The following is a 17,709-nucleotide window of genomic DNA, read 5'->3' as shown; positions in this document are numbered from 1 at the left end:
AATATTCAACTACAATGAAATGAACGGAATTACGTCGCTGGATCCAGCCGCTGCAAGTAATTTTGAAAATATTTCACCCGTAAACCAATTGTTTAATGGTCTCGTCCAAATGGATGATAGCTTAAATGTAAAACCTTGTATTGCGCATTCTTTTAACATAAGTGAAGACGGTTTATGCTATACGTTTTATTTACGCAACGATGTTTTTTTTCATAATAATGTTTGTTTTGAGAATGGTGAGGGACGAAAAGTTACTGCTAAAGACTTTGTGTATAGTTTCAACAGACTGTTTGACAGTAAAGTTAGCAGTGCGACTTCATTATTAGATAAAGTTGATCGGAGTGAAAAAACAAATTACAAAGGTTTTGTTGCCGTGAATGATTCTCTACTTAAAATATATATTAAAGAACCGTTTAGCGCTTTTATTAATATTTTAACAATGAAGTACTTTAGTGTACTTCCATACGAGGCTATAGATTATTACAAATTTGATTTTAGGCGTAATCCTGTAGGTACAGGCCCTTTTATTTTTAAAATTTGGGAAGAGGGAACCAAACTTATATTATTAAAAAACCAAAATTATTTTGAAAAAGATTCCAATGGAAAGCGGTTACCATATTTAGACGCGGTGACGGTATCCTTTATTAAAGACAGAGAAACAGCCTTTATGGAACTTTTAAACGAAAAATTTGATATGTTAAGCGGAGCTGAGGCTTTTAATTCAAACGAAGTTCTAAATAAAGACGGCAGTTTGAGAGAATTTTATAGTAAAAAATTTTACCTACAAAAGGAAACGTTTCTAAAAACAGACTATATTGGAGTTCTTATTGATGAAAATTTAGAAGTCGTAAAAAAATCCCCACTAAAACTTAAAGCAATTCGCAAAGCAATTAATTATGCTTTTGATCGCGATAAACTTGTAAAATTTCTTAGAAATAGTATTGGTACGGCTGCTAATTCGGGTTTTATTCCAAAAGGCATGAAGAGTTACGATCCTGATAAGGTGAAAGGCTACACTTACCGGCCAGATTTGGTAAAAAAACTATTGACTGAGGCTGGTTTTCCCGATGGGAAAGGTTTACCTGAAATTTCTTTGCATGCAACAAACGATTATAAAGAACAAGTTGAATTTATTCAATCACAATTAGCAGAAAACAACATTAAAGTAACTATTAGTGTAGAAATGCCATCTGTATTGCGTCAAGCTGTGAATAACTGCGAATACACTTTGTTCAAAAAATCGTGGTTTGCAGATTATCCAGATGAGGAGAATTTCATGAGTTTATTCTATAGTAAAAATTTCTCACCGCAAGGCGTCAATTTTTTTCACTTTAAAAATGAAGCTTTTGATCGAGCTTATGAAATGGTCTTAAAAGAAAAGAACGAAAAAGAAAAAATAAAACTCTATAGACAAATGGATAGTATTGTAATAGATGAAGCACCTGTTATTCCATTATTCTATGATGAAGTAGTTCGTTTAGTTAATCATCACATTACTGGCCTAACTGCGAATCCGTTAAATCTTTTAAACTTAAAACAGGTAATTAAAGAGAAGAGATAAGTCATTACTAGTTATGGGCTAAACACTATACAGGTAGTTAAAAACTCAAAACTTACCGCAGAAGTGTTTGTAGTGACTTCAAGTCATTATTCTAGTAAGAAATTCTTACATCTTCTATCCCGAGCACTCAATAAGGATTAGGTGCAATTAATCCGAAAGTATCTCTTTGCTTAAATATCACTATTGTTTAGCTGGAACTAAATATTTTTTAATCGTTGTAAAAAAAGATCCTTGCTTCTTCTTGCTATTTCAACAACCGAGCCATTTGTTAATTCCGCAAAATATCCATTGTTATTATTGAATTTAGCTACCATTTTTAAATTAATAATATGAGAGTTATGGCATCTAAAAAAAACAGTTGGGTCAAGAAGTGCCTCATACTCTTTCATACTTTTAGAAACTAAATGTTTTATATCATTGTCCATAAAAAAAACCGTGTAACTTCCAGAAGCTTCAAGCCGAACAATTTTTTCTTGCCTAATAAATATGATTCCATCTTTAACAGATAATTCTATAATTCCCTTGTTAGCATTTGGACTAAGGTCTAAATTTTTTTCTTTTGATATTTTTTCTGTAGCTCTAAGAATACAATTTTTTAAATCGTCACCATCAATTGGTTTTAAAAGGTAATCGAAAGCTCCTTTGCGTAGTGCATTTATGGCATATTCTTTATGCGCTGTTGTAAAAATTACTGTTGACGACACTTCCCCTATTTGCTCAAGTACATCAAATCCATTATACCCCGGCATTTGTACATCTAAAAAAACAAGGTCGGGTTTGTTACTCAGAATTAATTTTACTGCTTGAAGAGCGTTTGAGGCTGTGTTTATAATTTCAACATTATTACAATATTCATTTAATAATATTGTTAAATTTTTCAAAGACTTTTCTTCATCATCCACTAAAATAGCACTTAACATAAATAATTATAATTTAACATTAATAAAAACTGTTGTTCCAAGTGAGCTTCCCTTGTTATCTTTTTTGTCGAGTAAATTAAATGAAATAACCAATCCAAACACTGTTTCTAAAACATTTAACCTATCTTGAGTTATATCCATACCAAAAGATCTTCGTTTTAATTCCTGTTTACTAAATTTTCGTGAAGCCTCTCTCCCTATTCCATTATCGTCAATTTCAATTACCAGATAATCTTCTTTTTTAGAAACGGAAATAGTTAATTTTTTATTGCCTTCTTTTAACAATAAACCATGCCAAATAGCGTTCTCAACAAAAGGTTGAATGATTAATGGAGGCAAACGCACATCATTTAAAAAAACATCTGGAGATACTTTGAGTTCATAACTAAAAGCGTTGTTAAAACGCAGAGATTCAATATCCAAATACAAGTTAATAGTTTCTAATTCGCTTGAAAGGGTAATTAATTCTTGTTTACTTAAATCCAGAATATTACGCATTAGCTGCGAGAATTTTACTAAATATTTGTTTGCTAATTCCTTTTCATTTGTAAGCACATAATGTTGTATTGAGTTTATTGCGTTAAAAATAAAATGAGGGTTCATCTGGCTTCTAAGTGCCTTCATTTCAAGTTGAGCGAATTTGCTTTGCAATTCATTCTGGATCCGCTCATTTTTTCTGACATAAATAATACGCCAACGAATAATTAAGATAACAAAAACAATAAATACGATAACTAGTAAAATAAAATTCCAATACTTAATTACTGTATCTCCAAGCTTAATTGTTTGCTCAGCTTGTTGTTCACCAATAAACTTTGGATTTGGTTCGTGATATAGTTCATTAATTTCTCTTGGCGTAAGTAAGCGATTGTAAAACTTTACATCATCAATACAGCCATTAAACCAGGAATAATTTTTATACTTAAAGGTATCGGGCATGTTGTTACCAACATGACCAAACATGATAGAATCGCTAACAGCATAATTGGTTGCAAAGCCTTTGAAAACTTTTTGTTGAAAGTCGCCGTTTAAATATAAATAACTTGTATCGGTGTCAAACATATAAACGAGATGATACCATACATCAACTACTGCTTTTGTATAAGTAACTGCTGTTACCTGATCTTCCAAGGTGGAGGTATTGGCACCACAAAATCTTCCGTTATCCAGAACCGCGAGCACATATGCTTCGTAACGTTGGACTGAAATACGTGCTTTCGTAACTAATATTGGCATTCCGGCATAATTTTGCCGATCACTTTTATAATCATTAAGTTTAACCCAAAGGGAAAGGCTCATTACAAATTGTTTTAGATCTGTGTGCGTACCTAAAGAAATATAATCGTTTTTTCCATCAAAGCAATAGGCGGCGAATGCATTACCAAAACGATCTGTGGCAAGACTTGCGCCTCTAATAACACCATTCAATTGCCCGACATCATCATTAGCATTTCCGGAAAAATAATAAGAAGAAACTAATCCTTTGTCCAACTGCGAATACCCAAATAATTGACATAAAAAACCACAAGAAAGAAGAAGAATAAAACGTGTATTTATCATCAAGGGTGTTTTAACTAGAATAAAAATAAACTGTTTATTGAATTCAAATTAACGAAAATAATTCGCATAAAATACTTCCTTTTTATGCGTTTAATTTTAAAAATTTTACTTAACCTATAGGTGAGCTATCTCTTTAGAAAAAATAAAATCTTTCAGATACTTGTAATCAGTTCTGAATGAAAAAAAACGCTCCGAGCTTAACTTAGTTATCCTCATAAAAGATGAGCATACCGCTATTGCTATCAGCAAATAAGCTATGTTAGCATTGTGGGCTGCCCCGTTAACACCATATCTCGAAATTAAAAACGGGGCAAATATTAATGATGAAATAAAGCCAATACTATAACAAGCAAAAACTAATTTTTGTTTTCCAATCGCTGAGAAATAATAACTCATCGAACCAAATAAACTTATTAATAAAATTCCAGGAGAATAGCGTAACATTAAATTTTTTATTCCATGAAACCCCTCTCCTAAAATAAACACAAAAAATGAATCGGGAATTAAGAGTAAAATCAGCACGCACATTGTGCTAAATAAGAAACTCGCTTTACTCAAAACCAACGTAAGATCAATAATTTTAGGGGTATTACCTGCATTGGAAACTCTGGCAAGGAGTACCGGGAAAATTCCGTTAACAATTATAAGCACAGCTTCCATCAATGAAGAAGCTGATGAATAGAGTCCTACATTAGAAATATCAGGTAACAAATAATAACTATACCTATTAACAAAAACAAACGTAAGAGTTGCGACCTGAAACATAAATCCATTCACTAAAATTGGTTTCAGTTGGTACTTATTTACAGTAAATTTCCTCTTTAAAAAACGAAACTGCAAAAAAGTTGAAATTAAAAAAGAAAAAGAAAAAGAAAATAAAAGCGGGTAAACGAATGCATCAAATGTGTATTTCTTCAGGACGAATAAATAGAAGCCAATCCCAAACAATAACAAGAACGGTTGTATAAAAGAAAGAAAATTATATGCTTTAATATTTTCATTCCCAAGTAATAAAACACAATTAAATGTGTTTAATATAACCAGTAAAGATAAAATGTAGCCCACCCACTCATAACCTTTTACCTGTTTATTTAAAATCCAAAGCAAACTATTGCTTAATGAACATAAAATGAGTGTAAAAATGACTCCATATACAATAATTTTTATAAAATTGAATTTAGGAATAAAGTGGACAATACTGTATCCCGTATATACGTCATTTACTATTTGAATGACAGTAATATTTAATATAAAAATGCTTATTTCTCCTCTTGAACTAACTCCTAAATACCGTGAGGAAATAATCAGGATTATAAAATTAATTATTGCAACAGATCCTTTTGTAATTAGACTGTAAATTATATTTTTAAACATAAGTTTATATTTTACAAAAGAAGAATCTTTGAATTTTTAGTTTTACCAAACAAATTCAATAATCTGTTTTAAATCAGGATGCAAACTTTTTGCAACCGGACAGGTATGAGCGGCATGTTCATATATTTTTTTTTCCTTGTCAGAATACTCTTTTTTTGGGAATGAAATCTTAATGTGAATCTCTCCAATTCTTCTCGGTTCTTGGTACATGATTTTAGTTACTTCAGCGTGAGCACCGTCAACAGTAGTAATACCTTCCTTCATGGCTACAATTCCCATAATAGAAATCATACAACTTGCTAATGCTGTTGCTACGAGATCGGTTGGAGAAAAGGCTTCACCTCTTCCATAGTTATCTTTTGGAGCATCGGTAATAATAATTTCACCTGACTGCAGATGATGTGCTTCTGTTCTAAGTTCTCCCAAGTATTTTACTTTGCTTGTCATAGGCGTTAATTTTACACAAAAATAGGATAATAGCCTGTAAATCTTTACTTTTGTTAGGATGTTTTGGAGGCACTTTATATGCATTTCTTTTCTTTATTTGTCTGGGAATGTTATGTTTTCGCAAAACCAAAATCTACCCAGTACCAATGAGAATGGCACTACATTGAATGTTTTGTATCGCAAAGACTTCAGTGGGAAAATTTACGCAAATACGCGCGGTTATGGTTTTCTCATAAAACGGAGTAAACATGTTACCGCGAAAACAAGGAGTTTTTACGAAGTCGGTTTTCAAACTTTAAACCATCCCAAAGAAGTTAATAGTCAAGGTGAATCTGAAAATAAACGCCGATTTGTTTATGGGAAATTAAACACGGTCTTTTTGTTAAGAGGAGGGATTGGATTACAAAATATTCTTTTTCAAAAAGGTGATATAAAAGCTGTTGAAATTAGGTACTCGTATTCCATCGGCCCTGTGTTTGCGTTTGCGAAACCCTATTACTTACAGATTTATAAAAACTCAGAGCCTAAGAAAATTGATTATATTAAATTTGATTCTGAAAGTTTTCCTCCTGATAGTGGAAATATAATTGGGCGCGGAGGATACGCTAAAGGGTTATCAGAAATGAAAATTTATCCTGGGCTGTGCGGGAAATTTGATTTAAGTTTCGAATACGCTCCTTATACAAATTTAATTCGAGCGATAGAAACAGGCATTTGGGTGGAATACTTTCCTAAAGCAATCCCTATGATGGCATTTAACCCAACAGAACACTTCATTATTACATTTCATGTAGGCTTTGTGTTTGGTAGAAAATGGTTTTAAAATGGAATTGACAGACAATCTTAAAAGAGTTAAAAAACCTGATTGGTTACGTGTAAAATTACCGACCGGTAAAGAATATGTTAAAGTTCGCGGTATAGTTAGCGAGCATAAACTTCACACAATTTGCGAAAGTGGTAACTGTCCAAACATGGGCGAATGTTGGGGAGCTGGCACTGCTACCTTCATGATTCTTGGAAACATTTGTACCCGTAGTTGTGGTTTTTGTGCTGTTGCAACAGGTAAACCAAAACCGGCAGACTGGGATGAACCAAAACGTATAGCCTACTCTGTTAAACTGATGGGTGTTAAGCACTGCGTTATTACAAGTGTTGATAGAGACGATTTAAAAGATGGCGGTTCAATTATATGGGCAGAAACCATCAAAGAAATAAGAGCAATTAGTCCTGAAACAAAATTCGAGTGTTTAATTCCTGATTTTGCTGGAAAATGGGAAAACCTTCAAAGAATCATTGATGTAAAACCAGATATCGTTTCACATAACATTGAGACAGTTAGACGTTTGACAGCTCAAGTGAGAATTCAAGCAAAATATGACCGAAGTTTAGAAGTTTTGAAACGTTTGGATGAAGCGGATGTAAAAACTAAATGCGGTTTAATGGTTGGGTTAGGAGAAACCGAAGAAGAAATTTATGAAACCATTAATGATTTATCTAACGTTAAATGTGATGTTCTTACAATTGGGCAATATTTACAACCAACTCCTAAACATATACCTGTAGCGAAATTTGTGCATCCTGATGATTTTAAAAAGTACAGAGAGTATGCGTTAGGAAAAGGGTTTCGTTTTGTAGAAAGCGGGCCTTTGGTTAGATCTTCTTACCACGCCGAAAAACATATCTTCTAAGAAAAAATTTTACGAAGTCTAAATGATGCCGACATCATTAATCTTTACCCAACCTTCGTTGCCGTTATCAAGTTTAATTAATAACCAATCCCCGTTATTCTCCACCACACGAATTTTTGTGCCTTCGTGTAAAGAAAATTTAACCTTAGCGAGAGCTGTTGGCTCATTCATTATTTTAATTTCCTTTGCAAGAATGATTGCAAACTTATTCTCATACTTCGCGTTTACCGCAGAAGAACCAAGAAAATAAGTTATAAAAAAACCGATAAATAAAACAGAACTTAATACAAGAGAAATTCGTTTTACAAGAAGTTGAGTGGAACTAATAAAAAAGAAAAAAAGAACCGCTGCCAAAAATAAAGCGATAATTGTAAGCTTAGCCCATGTTGTTGTAGAAAAGGAAGATAGCAGGTTTGTTTTTACAGCACTGATGAAAAAGTTTTCTTTAGCATCTATTTTATCGATTGTTTTGCCCGCTGCTATTCCCAGATTGAGTCGCACATCCTCATCGTTCGGTTCAATTTTTCGTGCCAATTCATAATAATAAATTGCTTTGCCTAGTTCATTATTTCTGTAATAAGAGTTTCCTAGGTTAAAATAGAGTTGATACGACGTGTAGCCTTCTTGAATTAGTTTCTCATAACTCTCAATTGCTTCCTTGTATCTTTTAGAGTCATAAGCTTTTTCTGCTTTTTCTAAGAAAGGATTAGAAAATGCAGGCGAGGCAAAGAAAAGAATGCTTAATGTTATGAAGATTACATTTTTCATCCTGCTTTTTTGTTTAATTGTTGTTCTATATCCGTTATCAAGTCCACAGTATCTCTGTATACAGATTGTAAATCCCCACTAACTGCGCCTGGTGCATATTTTGCATATTCACTCGTGTCAAGTGTTGACACCAATTTATTAATTGTAGTTTCGTTAATTAGTTTGTGTACCAATATTGTTTTAACCTTATCGCGTGACAAGTCTGCAACAGGAATAAATAATTTATGACTTAAGTAATTATTCATTGCATTAAGGACTTCAGTATAAAATTCATCCTTTTTATTTTCGAGCATTAGTTTTTCAACCTTAACTAATTGCTTTTTTGCGAGTTTAGCAGCTTTACGCTCATTCACAAGCGCTTGATTACTGTTATTTTTAATGTATTTTCCTCTGAGAATTAAAACTGCAACTAATCCTAATAAAGGAAGAATGAGTAAAATAATATGAGTTGACGAATTAAAAAACTCCTTCTCTGATTTAAGAAGTTCGAAATTTCCCTTCTTAATATAACGGACATCGTTCTCTGTTTCTTTTACCTGGCTATGTGAAGTATAAACTTGAGCTCCCACACTATTAGGGTCCGGTGGTAGTACCTTAATTAGAATTTCTCCTGAAGGAACTGTCACATATCTTTTTGTATCTAAGCTAAAATAACTAAAATCAAGTCCTTTAAGCTGAAACTCCCCTTCATTACGAGGAATTACAAGGTAATCAAACGTTTTAGAATTGACCCCCTCGGAAATTTTAGGTGCGTAAGTTTCAAATCCTTCCGGAAGTTCTAGATTAGGCGCACCAACTAACTTTAAATTTCCTTTGCCTGTAATCGTCATCTTCAAATTAAAAGCTTCGTTAGCTTTTAACTCATTCCGCGTAACCTGAATTTTGCATTGAAATACACCAACCGCCCCATTAAAATTTTCTGGTTTACCTTCTTCTGGAAGTGGCAAAACCTCAATGGTAACAGGCTTACTATATGCGTTTACATTTATATCTTCATAACCATTTGCTCCAAAAAATTGTTCGAAAATATTTCTTGGTTTTGAGCTGGTCTGTTTTCGAATAACCAGCCCTTGTTCAATCGAAGGCAGAGTTATTTTTCCCGATTTATTTGCAATAGCTTCAGTACGGTATAACTCATAAGTGTTGTAATTTACACCATCTACATTTTCAACGCTTACAATTCCTTTACTTGTAGACTCCTGTGCCTGAGAATAAAATCCGTCATAGGAAGGTTGAATGAACTTTTGAAGTCCGACAATTTGCAAACGACAATAAACCTTTTGTATGATGGTTACCTGCTCACCAATGTAACATTTCTTTGTGCTAAGACCTGTTTTTATAAACAAATCACCGCCATCTATTTTTGAATTCGATTTTGGATCAGGAGCATTTGCCGCTGCTGCACTTTTTACTGCTTCAATTGTAATTGACTGACTTTCCAATTTTTGTCCCCCTGAAACAATACTTGCTGGTTCTATAGTTAATTTACCTTCTCTTTTTGCAACCAAGCCATAAGATAGTATAATTTGTTGGCTTACAACTCCATTTATGTTTTGCGAACTATTGCTTTGATATGGTCCCGCAGCTACTTCAAAATCCTTAAAGGCAGGCGGTATATAATTACTTGCGTTTACAGTAATTACTATTTGAAAATCAAACGGCGTTCCAACCTGAACTTTTTTTGAACTTACTTGTCCATAAAAACTCTGAGCTTTGTTATATTGAAATAACAAGACCGAAGAAAATAAGAACACTATCCAAAATTTAACCTTGTTCATTGCTATGCAAGTTACCCCATTATTTAGGAGTTGAATTTTTATTAATTTATTTTAACGTATACAATAGTTCGCTAATAATTTTAATCGATCTACAACTCTTACCAATCTTTATCGTTAGCGCTATTTGCAGCGTCTTCTTGTTTTTGCTTTCTTTTATCCTGTAATTTTTTCTCGGAATCCATCAGAGCTTTTAATAACTGTTCCGCCTGATCTTTACTCATCTGACTTTGTTGTTGCTGTGGTTTACCTTTATCCTCTTTATTTTCGCCTTTACTTTGCTGCGGTTTACCTTGACCACCGCCACCGCCACCTTTTTGTTTCGGGAGATTTTTTAAAGCATAAGCAAGATTATAACGTGTCTCTTCATCTTTAGGGTTAAATTTTAAAGATTTTTTATAAGCATCAACAGCTTGTTGGTAGTCTTTTTTTTGAAGATAGCAATTCCCAATATTGTGCCATGCCTGGTGTAGTGTATCTTTATCGGAAACAGAATTGGCAACCACTGCAAAGTTTTGAGAAGCCTTATCAAATATCAATCCGGCTAAAGAGTCTGGCTTCATTGTATTACTCTCTGGAAGTACCATGGCACCGCTCTTCACCTCCATGGCATTTTTATAAAGAGAATTTCCCAAATTAAAATTCGCTTTTCTATTATTTGGATTTAACTCAAGCGCTCGTGAATACTTAGTAGTTGATTCGGGCACCTTACCTGAGTTGTATAATTTATTTCCTTCGTACAAGTATTCTGCGTCTTTTTGCGCGGCACACACACTCGAAGCTAAGAGCAAACAAGCTACTGACTCTTTATATAATTTACTTAACTGCATTTCCAAATAAATTAATTTTTTTAAACCATTCACTTACCCTCTCACTTATTAAAAATTCAATTAAAAATAGAACAAGAGCGATAGCGACAAACCATTGAAATTGATCTTCATAATCAGAGTACATTTTACTTTCAAGTTGTGCTTTGTCTAACTGAGCAATTTTATCTAACACAGCATCTAAACCAATATCGGCCTGACTTGCCTGAACAAACACACCATTAGCTTTGCTTGCGATTGTTTTAAGAAGATCAGCGTTTAATTTAGTTATGATAGTTTGTCCCTCTTTATCTTTTCGATAACCTTTTACTACTCCATTCTCAACCAAAGGAATCGGAACACCATTTTGAGAACCAATACCAATTGTATTAATCATAATATCATTTTTCGCAGCTTCTTCAGCAGCTTCAATCGCTGCGGACTCATGATTTTCGCCATCGGTTATTAAGATGATTGCTCTGTTTTTACCCTCGTCGGTACTAAACGATTCAGATGCTTTTTTAATTGCTTCTGCAATCTTCGTTCCTTGAACAGGAACCATGCCTGGTCCAATTGACTCCAAAAACATTTTGGCTGCATTATAGTCTGTCGTTATTGGAAGTTGCACGTAAGCTTCGCCTGCAAAAATAACAAGCCCTAAACGGTCACCCTCTAACATGTCGATCATTTTTTCGAGGGCGTATTTAGCCCTTGCTAATCGGTTGGGACTAAGATCTTGAGCTAACATACTATTACTTACGTCCAAACAAACGATGATATCAGCACCTTCACGTTTCACTTCAGTTAGTTTACTACCGGTTTGCAGATTACAGAGAGCGAGAATAACAGAACTAAAGGCTAATAAAAATAAAATAACCTTGATAATTCTTTTTCGTTTACTTGAATAAGGAATTAATTGTGCTACTAACTCGCTATCACCAATGCGTTTTAATTTCTGACGACGTGAGGCAAAGTACCATAAAACGAGTAATAGCATCACTGGCAAAGCTGCAAACGCATAAAAATAAACGGTATGTTCGAATTTAAACATTAAGGTATAGATCTGAATAAAGTAAAACGCAATACGAACTCTAACAACAACAAAATGGATGCTAATAATACAAAAGGAAGAAAATGTTCAGCTTTGTTACTAAAACTTTTTTCGCTGGTTATCGTTTTTTCCATTTTATCAATTTCTAGATAAATATTTTTTAGGCTTTCTTTATTTGTTGCTCTAAAGTATTTACCTCCTGTCATATCAGAAATATCTGTCATTATCTTCTCATCAATTTCAACATCCACGTAATCGTATTCGTATTGACCTTGTGCATACATAGCTACAGGTTGCAAGGCCTTACCTTTAGAACCAACACCGATACAATAAACACGTATACCATAAGTCTTTGCCAATTCCCCTGCTGTAAGCGGCGAAATTTCACCTACATTATTAACTCCATCACTAACCATGATAATAACTTTACTCTTGGCTTTGCTTTCTTTAATACGCGCAACGGCTCCTGCTAAACCAAGACCAATGGCGGTACCTTGATCAAGAATTCCAGCTTTAATTTGAGGGAACATGTTTTTTAGAACCTTGTGATCATTTGTTAAAGGGCATTGTGTAAACACTTCACCACCAAAAATAACAAGACCAATCCGATCATTTGGACGTGCGTTGATAAAGTCAACCATCACTTCCTTAGCAACCTCCATACGGTTGGGTTTAAAATCTTTTGCCAGCATGGATAATGAAACATCGAGGCTCATTACGATATCAATACCTTCTGTTTTAGTATCCTTCCAACTGCTGCGAGATTGCGGACGGGCCAATGCTGTGATTAATAAAGCAAAGGACGCTAACTTAAGAATAAGTAAAACGTGACGAGACTTGGCTTTAGAAGAAACAGGAATAGCTTTTAGTAAAACAAAAGACGAATAATTAAATTCACCCTCATGTTTTTTAAGGCGCCAAATGTACCAGATAACCATTAAGGGCAATAACAGCATTAACCAAAACCAATGCTTCTCTGCAAATTGTATGTCGCTAAAATAATTTATCACTAATAGTACGTATTGTAATCATCTGGTTTAACTTCGATTGTAAAAAGAAAATTTCCATTCTTATCGCTATAATTATATTTCAATACAGCTTGATTGGTTCTAAACTCTTCCATTTGTGCATTGGTCTTTGCTTCCTTCACAACCATAGGTTCTATACGCGCTTTAAGCATATTAGGATCGAATTGATCTGAAGATATGTTAACGAGTGCTAAGTCAAATTGAACCGTTTTTTCTTCTATTAAGGTCACCTTGTTTAAACGATTTTCGGTGTCCAACATAACAGGACATATTCTGTTAATGTTGCTTACCAATGCTTCCAAAGGATTATCACTTGTTGATGAGAAAAATAGTTTATTTACAGTGAAGATTAATCCAATTGTAAATAAAGATGACAAGACAACGATAATTACGGTCTTATTTTTTTTCTTACCAGAACTGGTTTCTTCTGGAATCTTCGTCTTTTCATCTAGGTAAACTTCATTTTGCTTTGGCTCACTAACATAACCCGGCACGTATGGATTAGCCTGTACGGCGCCAGTTTCTTTTTGCGCTGATAATTTCTCATTATTATTTTCAACCGTATTTTCGTTGGTTGCTTCGATGTTATCGAGCAAAATCTCAGCCCCTTCATGCATTTCCTCTTCACGTTTAGTTCCATTCACAAAATCAAATGCATTTTGAAGTGTGAAGTTATGTTCATCATCAATCGGAAACATTTTAGCAAATTTCACCAAGTCACTCAGCATTAATAATTGCTGTAATTTATCTTTACTGTCTCTATCAATTACCTGCGATCTGAAGGCCATCATAATTTCGTCTGTTGTACTTTCAAGCGCATTTACGTTATAACGATCTTCAATATAAGTACGAATAGTTTCTGAAATGGACGAATAATACTCTTTTACCTTTCCGTCTTTCCAAACTAAATCTCTTTTTATTTTTTCTAAAGAGGCTAATGCTGTTAAATGTGGCGGAATTTTTGGTTTTTCTGGCTCCAGATTTACCTGTTTATTTTTACGAGCGTAATAAAGTGTTACGAGTATTACTATAATAATTAAAACAAGAATCCCTGCACCGAAATAAACGTAATTGAGATACCACTTCCAATTGAACTCTTCTCCGAAAGGAGGTTTAATGTCTTTGAGTTTTGTCGCGCTTGTATCAGTTGGAACGGTGTGCACTTCCAGAAACAAAGGGTTCGTGTAAATTGGATGTGCTGTATCATCATTAATAATAAATTCAAAACCAGGCATGGCATAAAAACCGCTATCGTAAACGCTTACGATAATTTGCTGATGCTGAAAAATTTTGGTGGAATTTGTTTTATCCGGTAAAGTTGTGTCGATTGGACTTACAGCAATCACTTCAATTTTTCCAGTGATAGTGTCACCAATACTCGGCCATTGAATTTTAATATCCTTTTCTTTCGAGCTATAGGTAACGTATATGTCAACTTTTGCCTGCTCGCCAATTCTGATTTTAGTTGTGTCAAGAACCGCATCTAAACGCACTTGTTGCGAATAACCATTTAAGGCAATTACAAAAAGGAAAAAGGCTATTATTTTCTTAACTGAGTTCAAAACTGTAGGATTGAAATTTATTTTATCGATTTTTAAATAGATTCATTAATGGTTTAACATAATTTTCGTGCGTGAATATTTTTGTAGCATCGATACCACTTCTGTTAAACGTATCTTTTATTTCAGCTTCAAACTTTAAGTGATTAACAGCGAACTGTTTTCTAAAAAATTTATCACTCGTATTTACCCAAGTGATTTTACCACTTTCGTTATCTTTTAATTTTATCAAACCAACTTCTGGAAGTTCCACTTCCGCCTTATCAACAATTCTTAAGGCAACAATGTCATGCTTTTTATTAGCAATCTTAAGCGCGTCTTTGTAATTATTCTCTGTTAAAAAATCACTGATTAAAAAAACGATGCTTCTTTTTTTAATAATGCTTGATAAATATTTTAAAGCTAATTCAATATTCGTTTGTCTATTTTCAGGCTTAAACTCTATGAGCTCACGAATAATTCTTAGTACATGTTTTTTTCCTTTTTTGGGTGGGATAAACTTTTCTATTTTATCACTAAAAAAAATCACACCAATTTTATCGTTGTTTTGAGAAGCTGAAAACGCAACAACGGCGCATAATTCAGTTATAAGATCTTGTTTAAGTTGTTTATTCGTTCCGAAACCACCACTGGCGCTAACGTCTACTAATAGAACAACACTCAGTTCACGTTCTTCTTCAAAAACTTTTACAAACGGAGTATTAAATCTGGCTGTTACATTCCAATCAATAGAACGAATATCGTCTCCGGGTGTGTATTCTCGGACTTCTGAAAAAGCCATACCACGTCCTTTGAAGGCACTGTGATATTCTCCGGAAAAAATATGACTACTTAATCCCCGGGTTTTGATCTCGATTTTACGTACTTTTTTTAAAAGATCGGCTGTTTCCATTTTTGATTTAAGATATTTGATTTAAGATCTAAGATTTGGAGTGAGAAAATAAATTTCTAACTTCTTACTTCTAAAATCTTAGATCCTTATGGAACTTCAACAGTGTTTAGAATTTCAGTTACGATATGTTCAGAAGTAATGTTTTCTGCTTCCGCTTCATACGTTAAACCGACACGGTGACGCATAACGTCAACACAAACAGCGCGCACGTCTTCAGGTATTACATAACCACGACGCTTAATAAATGCATATGCTTTTGCAGCCAATGCCAAGTTAATACTTGCACGCGGAGAACCACCATAAGAAATTAAACCTTCAAATTTTTGAAGTTTGTATTCTTTTGGATAACGTGAAGCAAAAACAATATCTACAATGTACTTTTCAATTTTTTCATCCATGTAAACATCTTTCACAACGGCTCTCGCTTTAACGATCGCATCAGTTGTTAAAATGCTGTTTGCTTGTGGCATTCCAGACGGTTGAATATTTGATGTAATAATTTTTCTTTCCTCTTCTTTATTCGGATAACCAATTACAATTTTCAACATAAAACGATCCATTTGCGCTTCAGGTAATGGATAGGTTCCCTCCTGCTCTATTGGATTTTGTGTTGCTAATACTAAAAATGGATTCGGTAATTTGAATGTTTGATCACCAATAGTTACTTGCTTTTCTTGCATCGCTTCTAGTAAAGCAGACTGCACTTTTGCCGGAGCACGATTGATCTCATCCGCCAAAACAAAATTTGCGAAAATAGGCCCTTTACGAATTGAAAACGTTTCTTGCTTCTGGCTATAAATTTGAGTACCAATAACGTCGGCTGGTAACAAATCGGGTGTAAATTGAATACGGCTAAATTGCGCATCAACACACTTAGCGAGTGTATTAATAGCTAAAGTTTTCGCCAGACCCGGAACCCCTTCCAACAAGATATGACCATTACTAAGCAAACCAATCAAAAGGCGTTCTACCATAGATTTTTGTCCTATGATAACTTTATCCATTTCAACAGTAAGCATTTCTACAAATGCACTTTCGCGCTGAATGCGTTCGTTAATTTCTTTAATGTCAACCATAATAGTTTACTTATTTGTGTGTAGCAATTTGAGTGTCAAAGATATCAATGGTGCGAGATTGAGACGATTTTAGTCTAGTTAAAATTTGTTAAGCTTATACTAAGAAATGTTTAAACTTAATTACAAAAAAAAACATAAAAAAAAGCGCCGTTAGCGCTCCTTTTTTATGTGACCAAATGGTAAGGGATTGCCCGAGATTTCGGAATACAGTTTTCGCTTTTTATAAATATCGATTGCGGCATAAATTGCCATTTTAAAAGACTGTTCATTCGCTAAATTTTTCCCTGCAATGTCATATGCAGTGCCATGATCAGGACTAGTACGTATAGCATTTAAACCTGCTGTAAAGTTTACTCCATTATTGAACGCAATTGATTTAAAGGGTATTAAACCTTGATCGTGATACATGGCTAAAACACCATCAAATTGTTTGTAGGTTTCGTTACCAAAAAACCCATCTGCAGCGTACGGACCATAAACCAATCCATGTACTTTGGTGCTCTCAATAGCAGGCTTAATGATTTCCATATCCTCATTACCGATTGTTCCAGCATCACCAGCATGTGGGTTTAAACCTAAAACCGCAATTTTTGGTTTACTTATACCAAAATCTTTCACCAAAGATTCGTGCAGTTGTTTAATTTTTTTTGAAACGGTATCAATTGTGATTCTAGGTGCTACATCCTTCAATGGAAGATGCCCGGTAACAAGTGCTACACGCAGTCCATTTTCAGAACACAAAATCATTAATGGTTCACCTCCTAATTTATCACCTAAATATTCTGTATGGCCCACGAATTTAAAATGCTCGCTTTGAATATTACTTTTATTAATAGGCGCAGTAACCAAAACATCAATGTTTCCATCCAAAAGAGCTTGAGTCGCTTTTTCAAGAGACACGTAAGCATATTTACCTCCAGTATCGCTTGACTTACCCATTTCTACAATTACTTCTTCCTCGTAACACACAAATACATTTGGTTTTTTACTATTTAACTGACCAAATTCACGCATTGGGTTAAAGCTAAATTCCTCCAGACCTAAGACTTTGCGGTAATAGGATACTGTTTTTTGCGAACTAAAAAGAACAGGAGTGCAAACTTCTGAAATACCCGGTTCCATTAATGTTTTAAGAACTACTTCTAAGCCTATTCCATTAATATCGCCCTGTGAGATTCCTACAATTATTTTATTATCACTCATA

The 17,709-nt window shown here is 34.0% G+C and carries 16 protein-coding genes; 3 read left to right on the top strand and 13 right to left on the bottom strand.

What is annotated here, in order from left to right; translation table 11 throughout:
• Nucleotides 1–19 precede the first annotated feature (19 nt).
• Nucleotides 20–1,561, top strand: a complete 1,542-nt coding sequence (locus P2086_RS09315) for an ABC transporter substrate-binding protein (protein WP_317900179.1) — start codon at nt 20–22, stop codon at nt 1,559–1,561.
• A 197-nt stretch (nt 1,562–1,758) separates the two neighbouring features.
• Here the strand turns inward: P2086_RS09315 and P2086_RS09310 are convergent, their stop codons facing one another.
• The 4 genes from P2086_RS09310 to P2086_RS09295 form a co-directional block, all read right to left on the bottom strand.
• Nucleotides 1,759–2,481 (bottom strand): LytR/AlgR family response regulator transcription factor, encoded by a 723-nt coding sequence (locus P2086_RS09310; protein WP_317900178.1) that lies wholly within the window; start codon nt 2,479–2,481, stop codon nt 1,759–1,761.
• A 6-nt stretch (nt 2,482–2,487) separates the two neighbouring features.
• Complete coding sequence (locus P2086_RS09305) at nt 2,488–4,041, bottom strand: histidine kinase (protein WP_317900177.1); 1,554 nt, start codon at nt 4,039–4,041, stop codon at nt 2,488–2,490.
• 114 nt (nt 4,042–4,155) lie between these two features.
• Nucleotides 4,156–5,415 carry an MATE family efflux transporter gene (locus tag P2086_RS09300; RefSeq protein ID WP_317900176.1) on the bottom strand — a complete coding sequence of 420 codons (1,260 nt, stop codon included), beginning with the start codon at nt 5,413–5,415 and terminating at the stop codon, nt 4,156–4,158.
• Between the two features lie 42 nt (nt 5,416–5,457).
• Nucleotides 5,458–5,862, bottom strand: a complete 405-nt coding sequence (locus tag P2086_RS09295; protein ID WP_317900175.1) for an OsmC family protein — start codon at nt 5,860–5,862, stop codon at nt 5,458–5,460.
• Between the two features lie 112 nt (nt 5,863–5,974).
• Between P2086_RS09295 and P2086_RS09290 the strand changes: the two genes are divergently transcribed.
• On the top strand, nt 5,975–6,685 hold the full coding sequence (locus P2086_RS09290; protein WP_317900174.1) for a hypothetical protein: 711 nt from the start codon (nt 5,975–5,977) through the stop codon (nt 6,683–6,685).
• Nucleotide 6,686: 1 nt separating this feature from the next.
• Entirely contained in the window at nt 6,687–7,550 is an 864-nt protein-coding gene (gene lipA, locus P2086_RS09285; RefSeq protein ID WP_317900173.1) for a lipoyl synthase, read from the top strand.
• 18 nt (nt 7,551–7,568) lie between these two features.
• On the opposite strand, the gene P2086_RS09280 is transcribed toward lipA, so the two are convergent.
• The 9 genes from P2086_RS09280 to pdxA all read right to left on the bottom strand — a co-directional run bounded on the left by P2086_RS09280 (nt 7,569) and on the right by pdxA (nt 17,708).
• The gene (locus tag P2086_RS09280; RefSeq protein ID WP_317900172.1) at nt 7,569–8,318 is read right to left on the bottom strand and encodes a tetratricopeptide repeat protein; all 750 of its coding nucleotides are present in this window, start codon (nt 8,316–8,318) and stop codon (nt 7,569–7,571) included.
• Nucleotides 8,315–10,096 carry a BatD family protein gene (locus tag P2086_RS09275; RefSeq protein WP_317900171.1) on the bottom strand — a complete coding sequence of 594 codons (1,782 nt, stop codon included), beginning with the start codon at nt 10,094–10,096 and terminating at the stop codon, nt 8,315–8,317. The genes P2086_RS09280 and P2086_RS09275 overlap by 4 nt, the downstream gene beginning before the upstream one ends.
• Before the next feature lie 98 nt (nt 10,097–10,194).
• Nucleotides 10,195–10,923, bottom strand: coding sequence for a tetratricopeptide repeat protein (locus P2086_RS09270; RefSeq protein ID WP_317900170.1), 729 nt, complete (start codon nt 10,921–10,923; stop codon nt 10,195–10,197).
• On the bottom strand, nt 10,910–11,950 hold the full coding sequence (locus tag P2086_RS09265) for a vWA domain-containing protein (protein WP_317900169.1): 1,041 nt from the start codon (nt 11,948–11,950) through the stop codon (nt 10,910–10,912). The genes P2086_RS09270 and P2086_RS09265 overlap by 14 nt, the downstream gene beginning before the upstream one ends.
• Complete coding sequence (locus tag P2086_RS09260; RefSeq protein ID WP_317900168.1) at nt 11,950–12,960, bottom strand: vWA domain-containing protein; 1,011 nt, start codon at nt 12,958–12,960, stop codon at nt 11,950–11,952. The genes P2086_RS09265 and P2086_RS09260 overlap by 1 nt, the downstream gene beginning before the upstream one ends.
• Nucleotides 12,960–14,540, bottom strand: a complete 1,581-nt coding sequence (locus tag P2086_RS09255) for a hypothetical protein (protein WP_317900167.1) — start codon at nt 14,538–14,540, stop codon at nt 12,960–12,962. Before P2086_RS09255 ends, P2086_RS09260 begins: the two co-directional genes overlap by 1 nt.
• 22 nt (nt 14,541–14,562) lie before the next feature.
• Nucleotides 14,563–15,429 carry a DUF58 domain-containing protein gene (locus P2086_RS09250; protein ID WP_317900166.1) on the bottom strand — a complete coding sequence of 289 codons (867 nt, stop codon included), beginning with the start codon at nt 15,427–15,429 and terminating at the stop codon, nt 14,563–14,565.
• 86 nt (nt 15,430–15,515) lie between these two features.
• A complete protein-coding gene (locus P2086_RS09245) occupies nt 15,516–16,505 on the bottom strand; it encodes an AAA family ATPase (protein ID WP_317900165.1) in 990 nt (329 codons plus the stop codon).
• 150 nt (nt 16,506–16,655) lie between these two features.
• Nucleotides 16,656–17,708: a 4-hydroxythreonine-4-phosphate dehydrogenase PdxA gene (pdxA, locus tag P2086_RS09240; protein ID WP_317900164.1), complete on the bottom strand. Its 1,053-nt coding sequence runs from the start codon at nt 17,706–17,708 to the stop codon at nt 16,656–16,658.
• Nucleotide 17,709 lies beyond the last annotated feature (1 nt).

Origin of the sequence: Aurantibacillus circumpalustris, from assembly GCF_029625215.1 — a bacterium.
GTDB lineage: Bacteria > Bacteroidota > Bacteroidia > B-17B0 > Aurantibacillaceae > Aurantibacillus > Aurantibacillus circumpalustris.
This window is presented reverse-complemented; position numbering and strand designations above follow the sequence as displayed.

Bases quoted from the DNA above. Each gene is read 5' to 3' on its own strand.
- P2086_RS09315 (WP_317900179.1), top strand. From the start codon at position 20: ATGAACGGAATTACGTCGCTGGATCCAGCCGCTGCAAGTAATTTTGAA.
- P2086_RS09310 (WP_317900178.1), bottom strand. From the start codon at position 2,481: ATGTTAAGTGCTATTTTAGTGGATGATGAAGAAAAGTCTTTGAAAAAT.
- P2086_RS09305 (WP_317900177.1), bottom strand. From the start codon at position 4,041: ATGATAAATACACGTTTTATTCTTCTTCTTTCTTGTGGTTTTTTATGT.
- P2086_RS09300 (WP_317900176.1), bottom strand. From the start codon at position 5,415: ATGTTTAAAAATATAATTTACAGTCTAATTACAAAAGGATCTGTTGCA.
- P2086_RS09295 (WP_317900175.1), bottom strand. From the start codon at position 5,862: ATGACAAGCAAAGTAAAATACTTGGGAGAACTTAGAACAGAAGCACAT.
- P2086_RS09290 (WP_317900174.1), top strand. From the start codon at position 5,975: ATGTTTTCGCAAAACCAAAATCTACCCAGTACCAATGAGAATGGCACT.
- lipA (WP_317900173.1), top strand. From the start codon at position 6,687: ATGGAATTGACAGACAATCTTAAAAGAGTTAAAAAACCTGATTGGTTA.
- P2086_RS09280 (WP_317900172.1), bottom strand. From the start codon at position 8,318: ATGAAAAATGTAATCTTCATAACATTAAGCATTCTTTTCTTTGCCTCG.
- P2086_RS09275 (WP_317900171.1), bottom strand. From the start codon at position 10,096: ATGAACAAGGTTAAATTTTGGATAGTGTTCTTATTTTCTTCGGTCTTG.
- P2086_RS09270 (WP_317900170.1), bottom strand. From the start codon at position 10,923: ATGCAGTTAAGTAAATTATATAAAGAGTCAGTAGCTTGTTTGCTCTTA.
- P2086_RS09265 (WP_317900169.1), bottom strand. From the start codon at position 11,950: ATGTTTAAATTCGAACATACCGTTTATTTTTATGCGTTTGCAGCTTTG.
- P2086_RS09250 (WP_317900166.1), bottom strand. From the start codon at position 15,429: ATGGAAACAGCCGATCTTTTAAAAAAAGTACGTAAAATCGAGATCAAA.
- P2086_RS09245 (WP_317900165.1), bottom strand. From the start codon at position 16,505: ATGGTTGACATTAAAGAAATTAACGAACGCATTCAGCGCGAAAGTGCA.
- pdxA (WP_317900164.1), bottom strand. From the start codon at position 17,708: ATGAGTGATAATAAAATAATTGTAGGAATCTCACAGGGCGATATTAAT.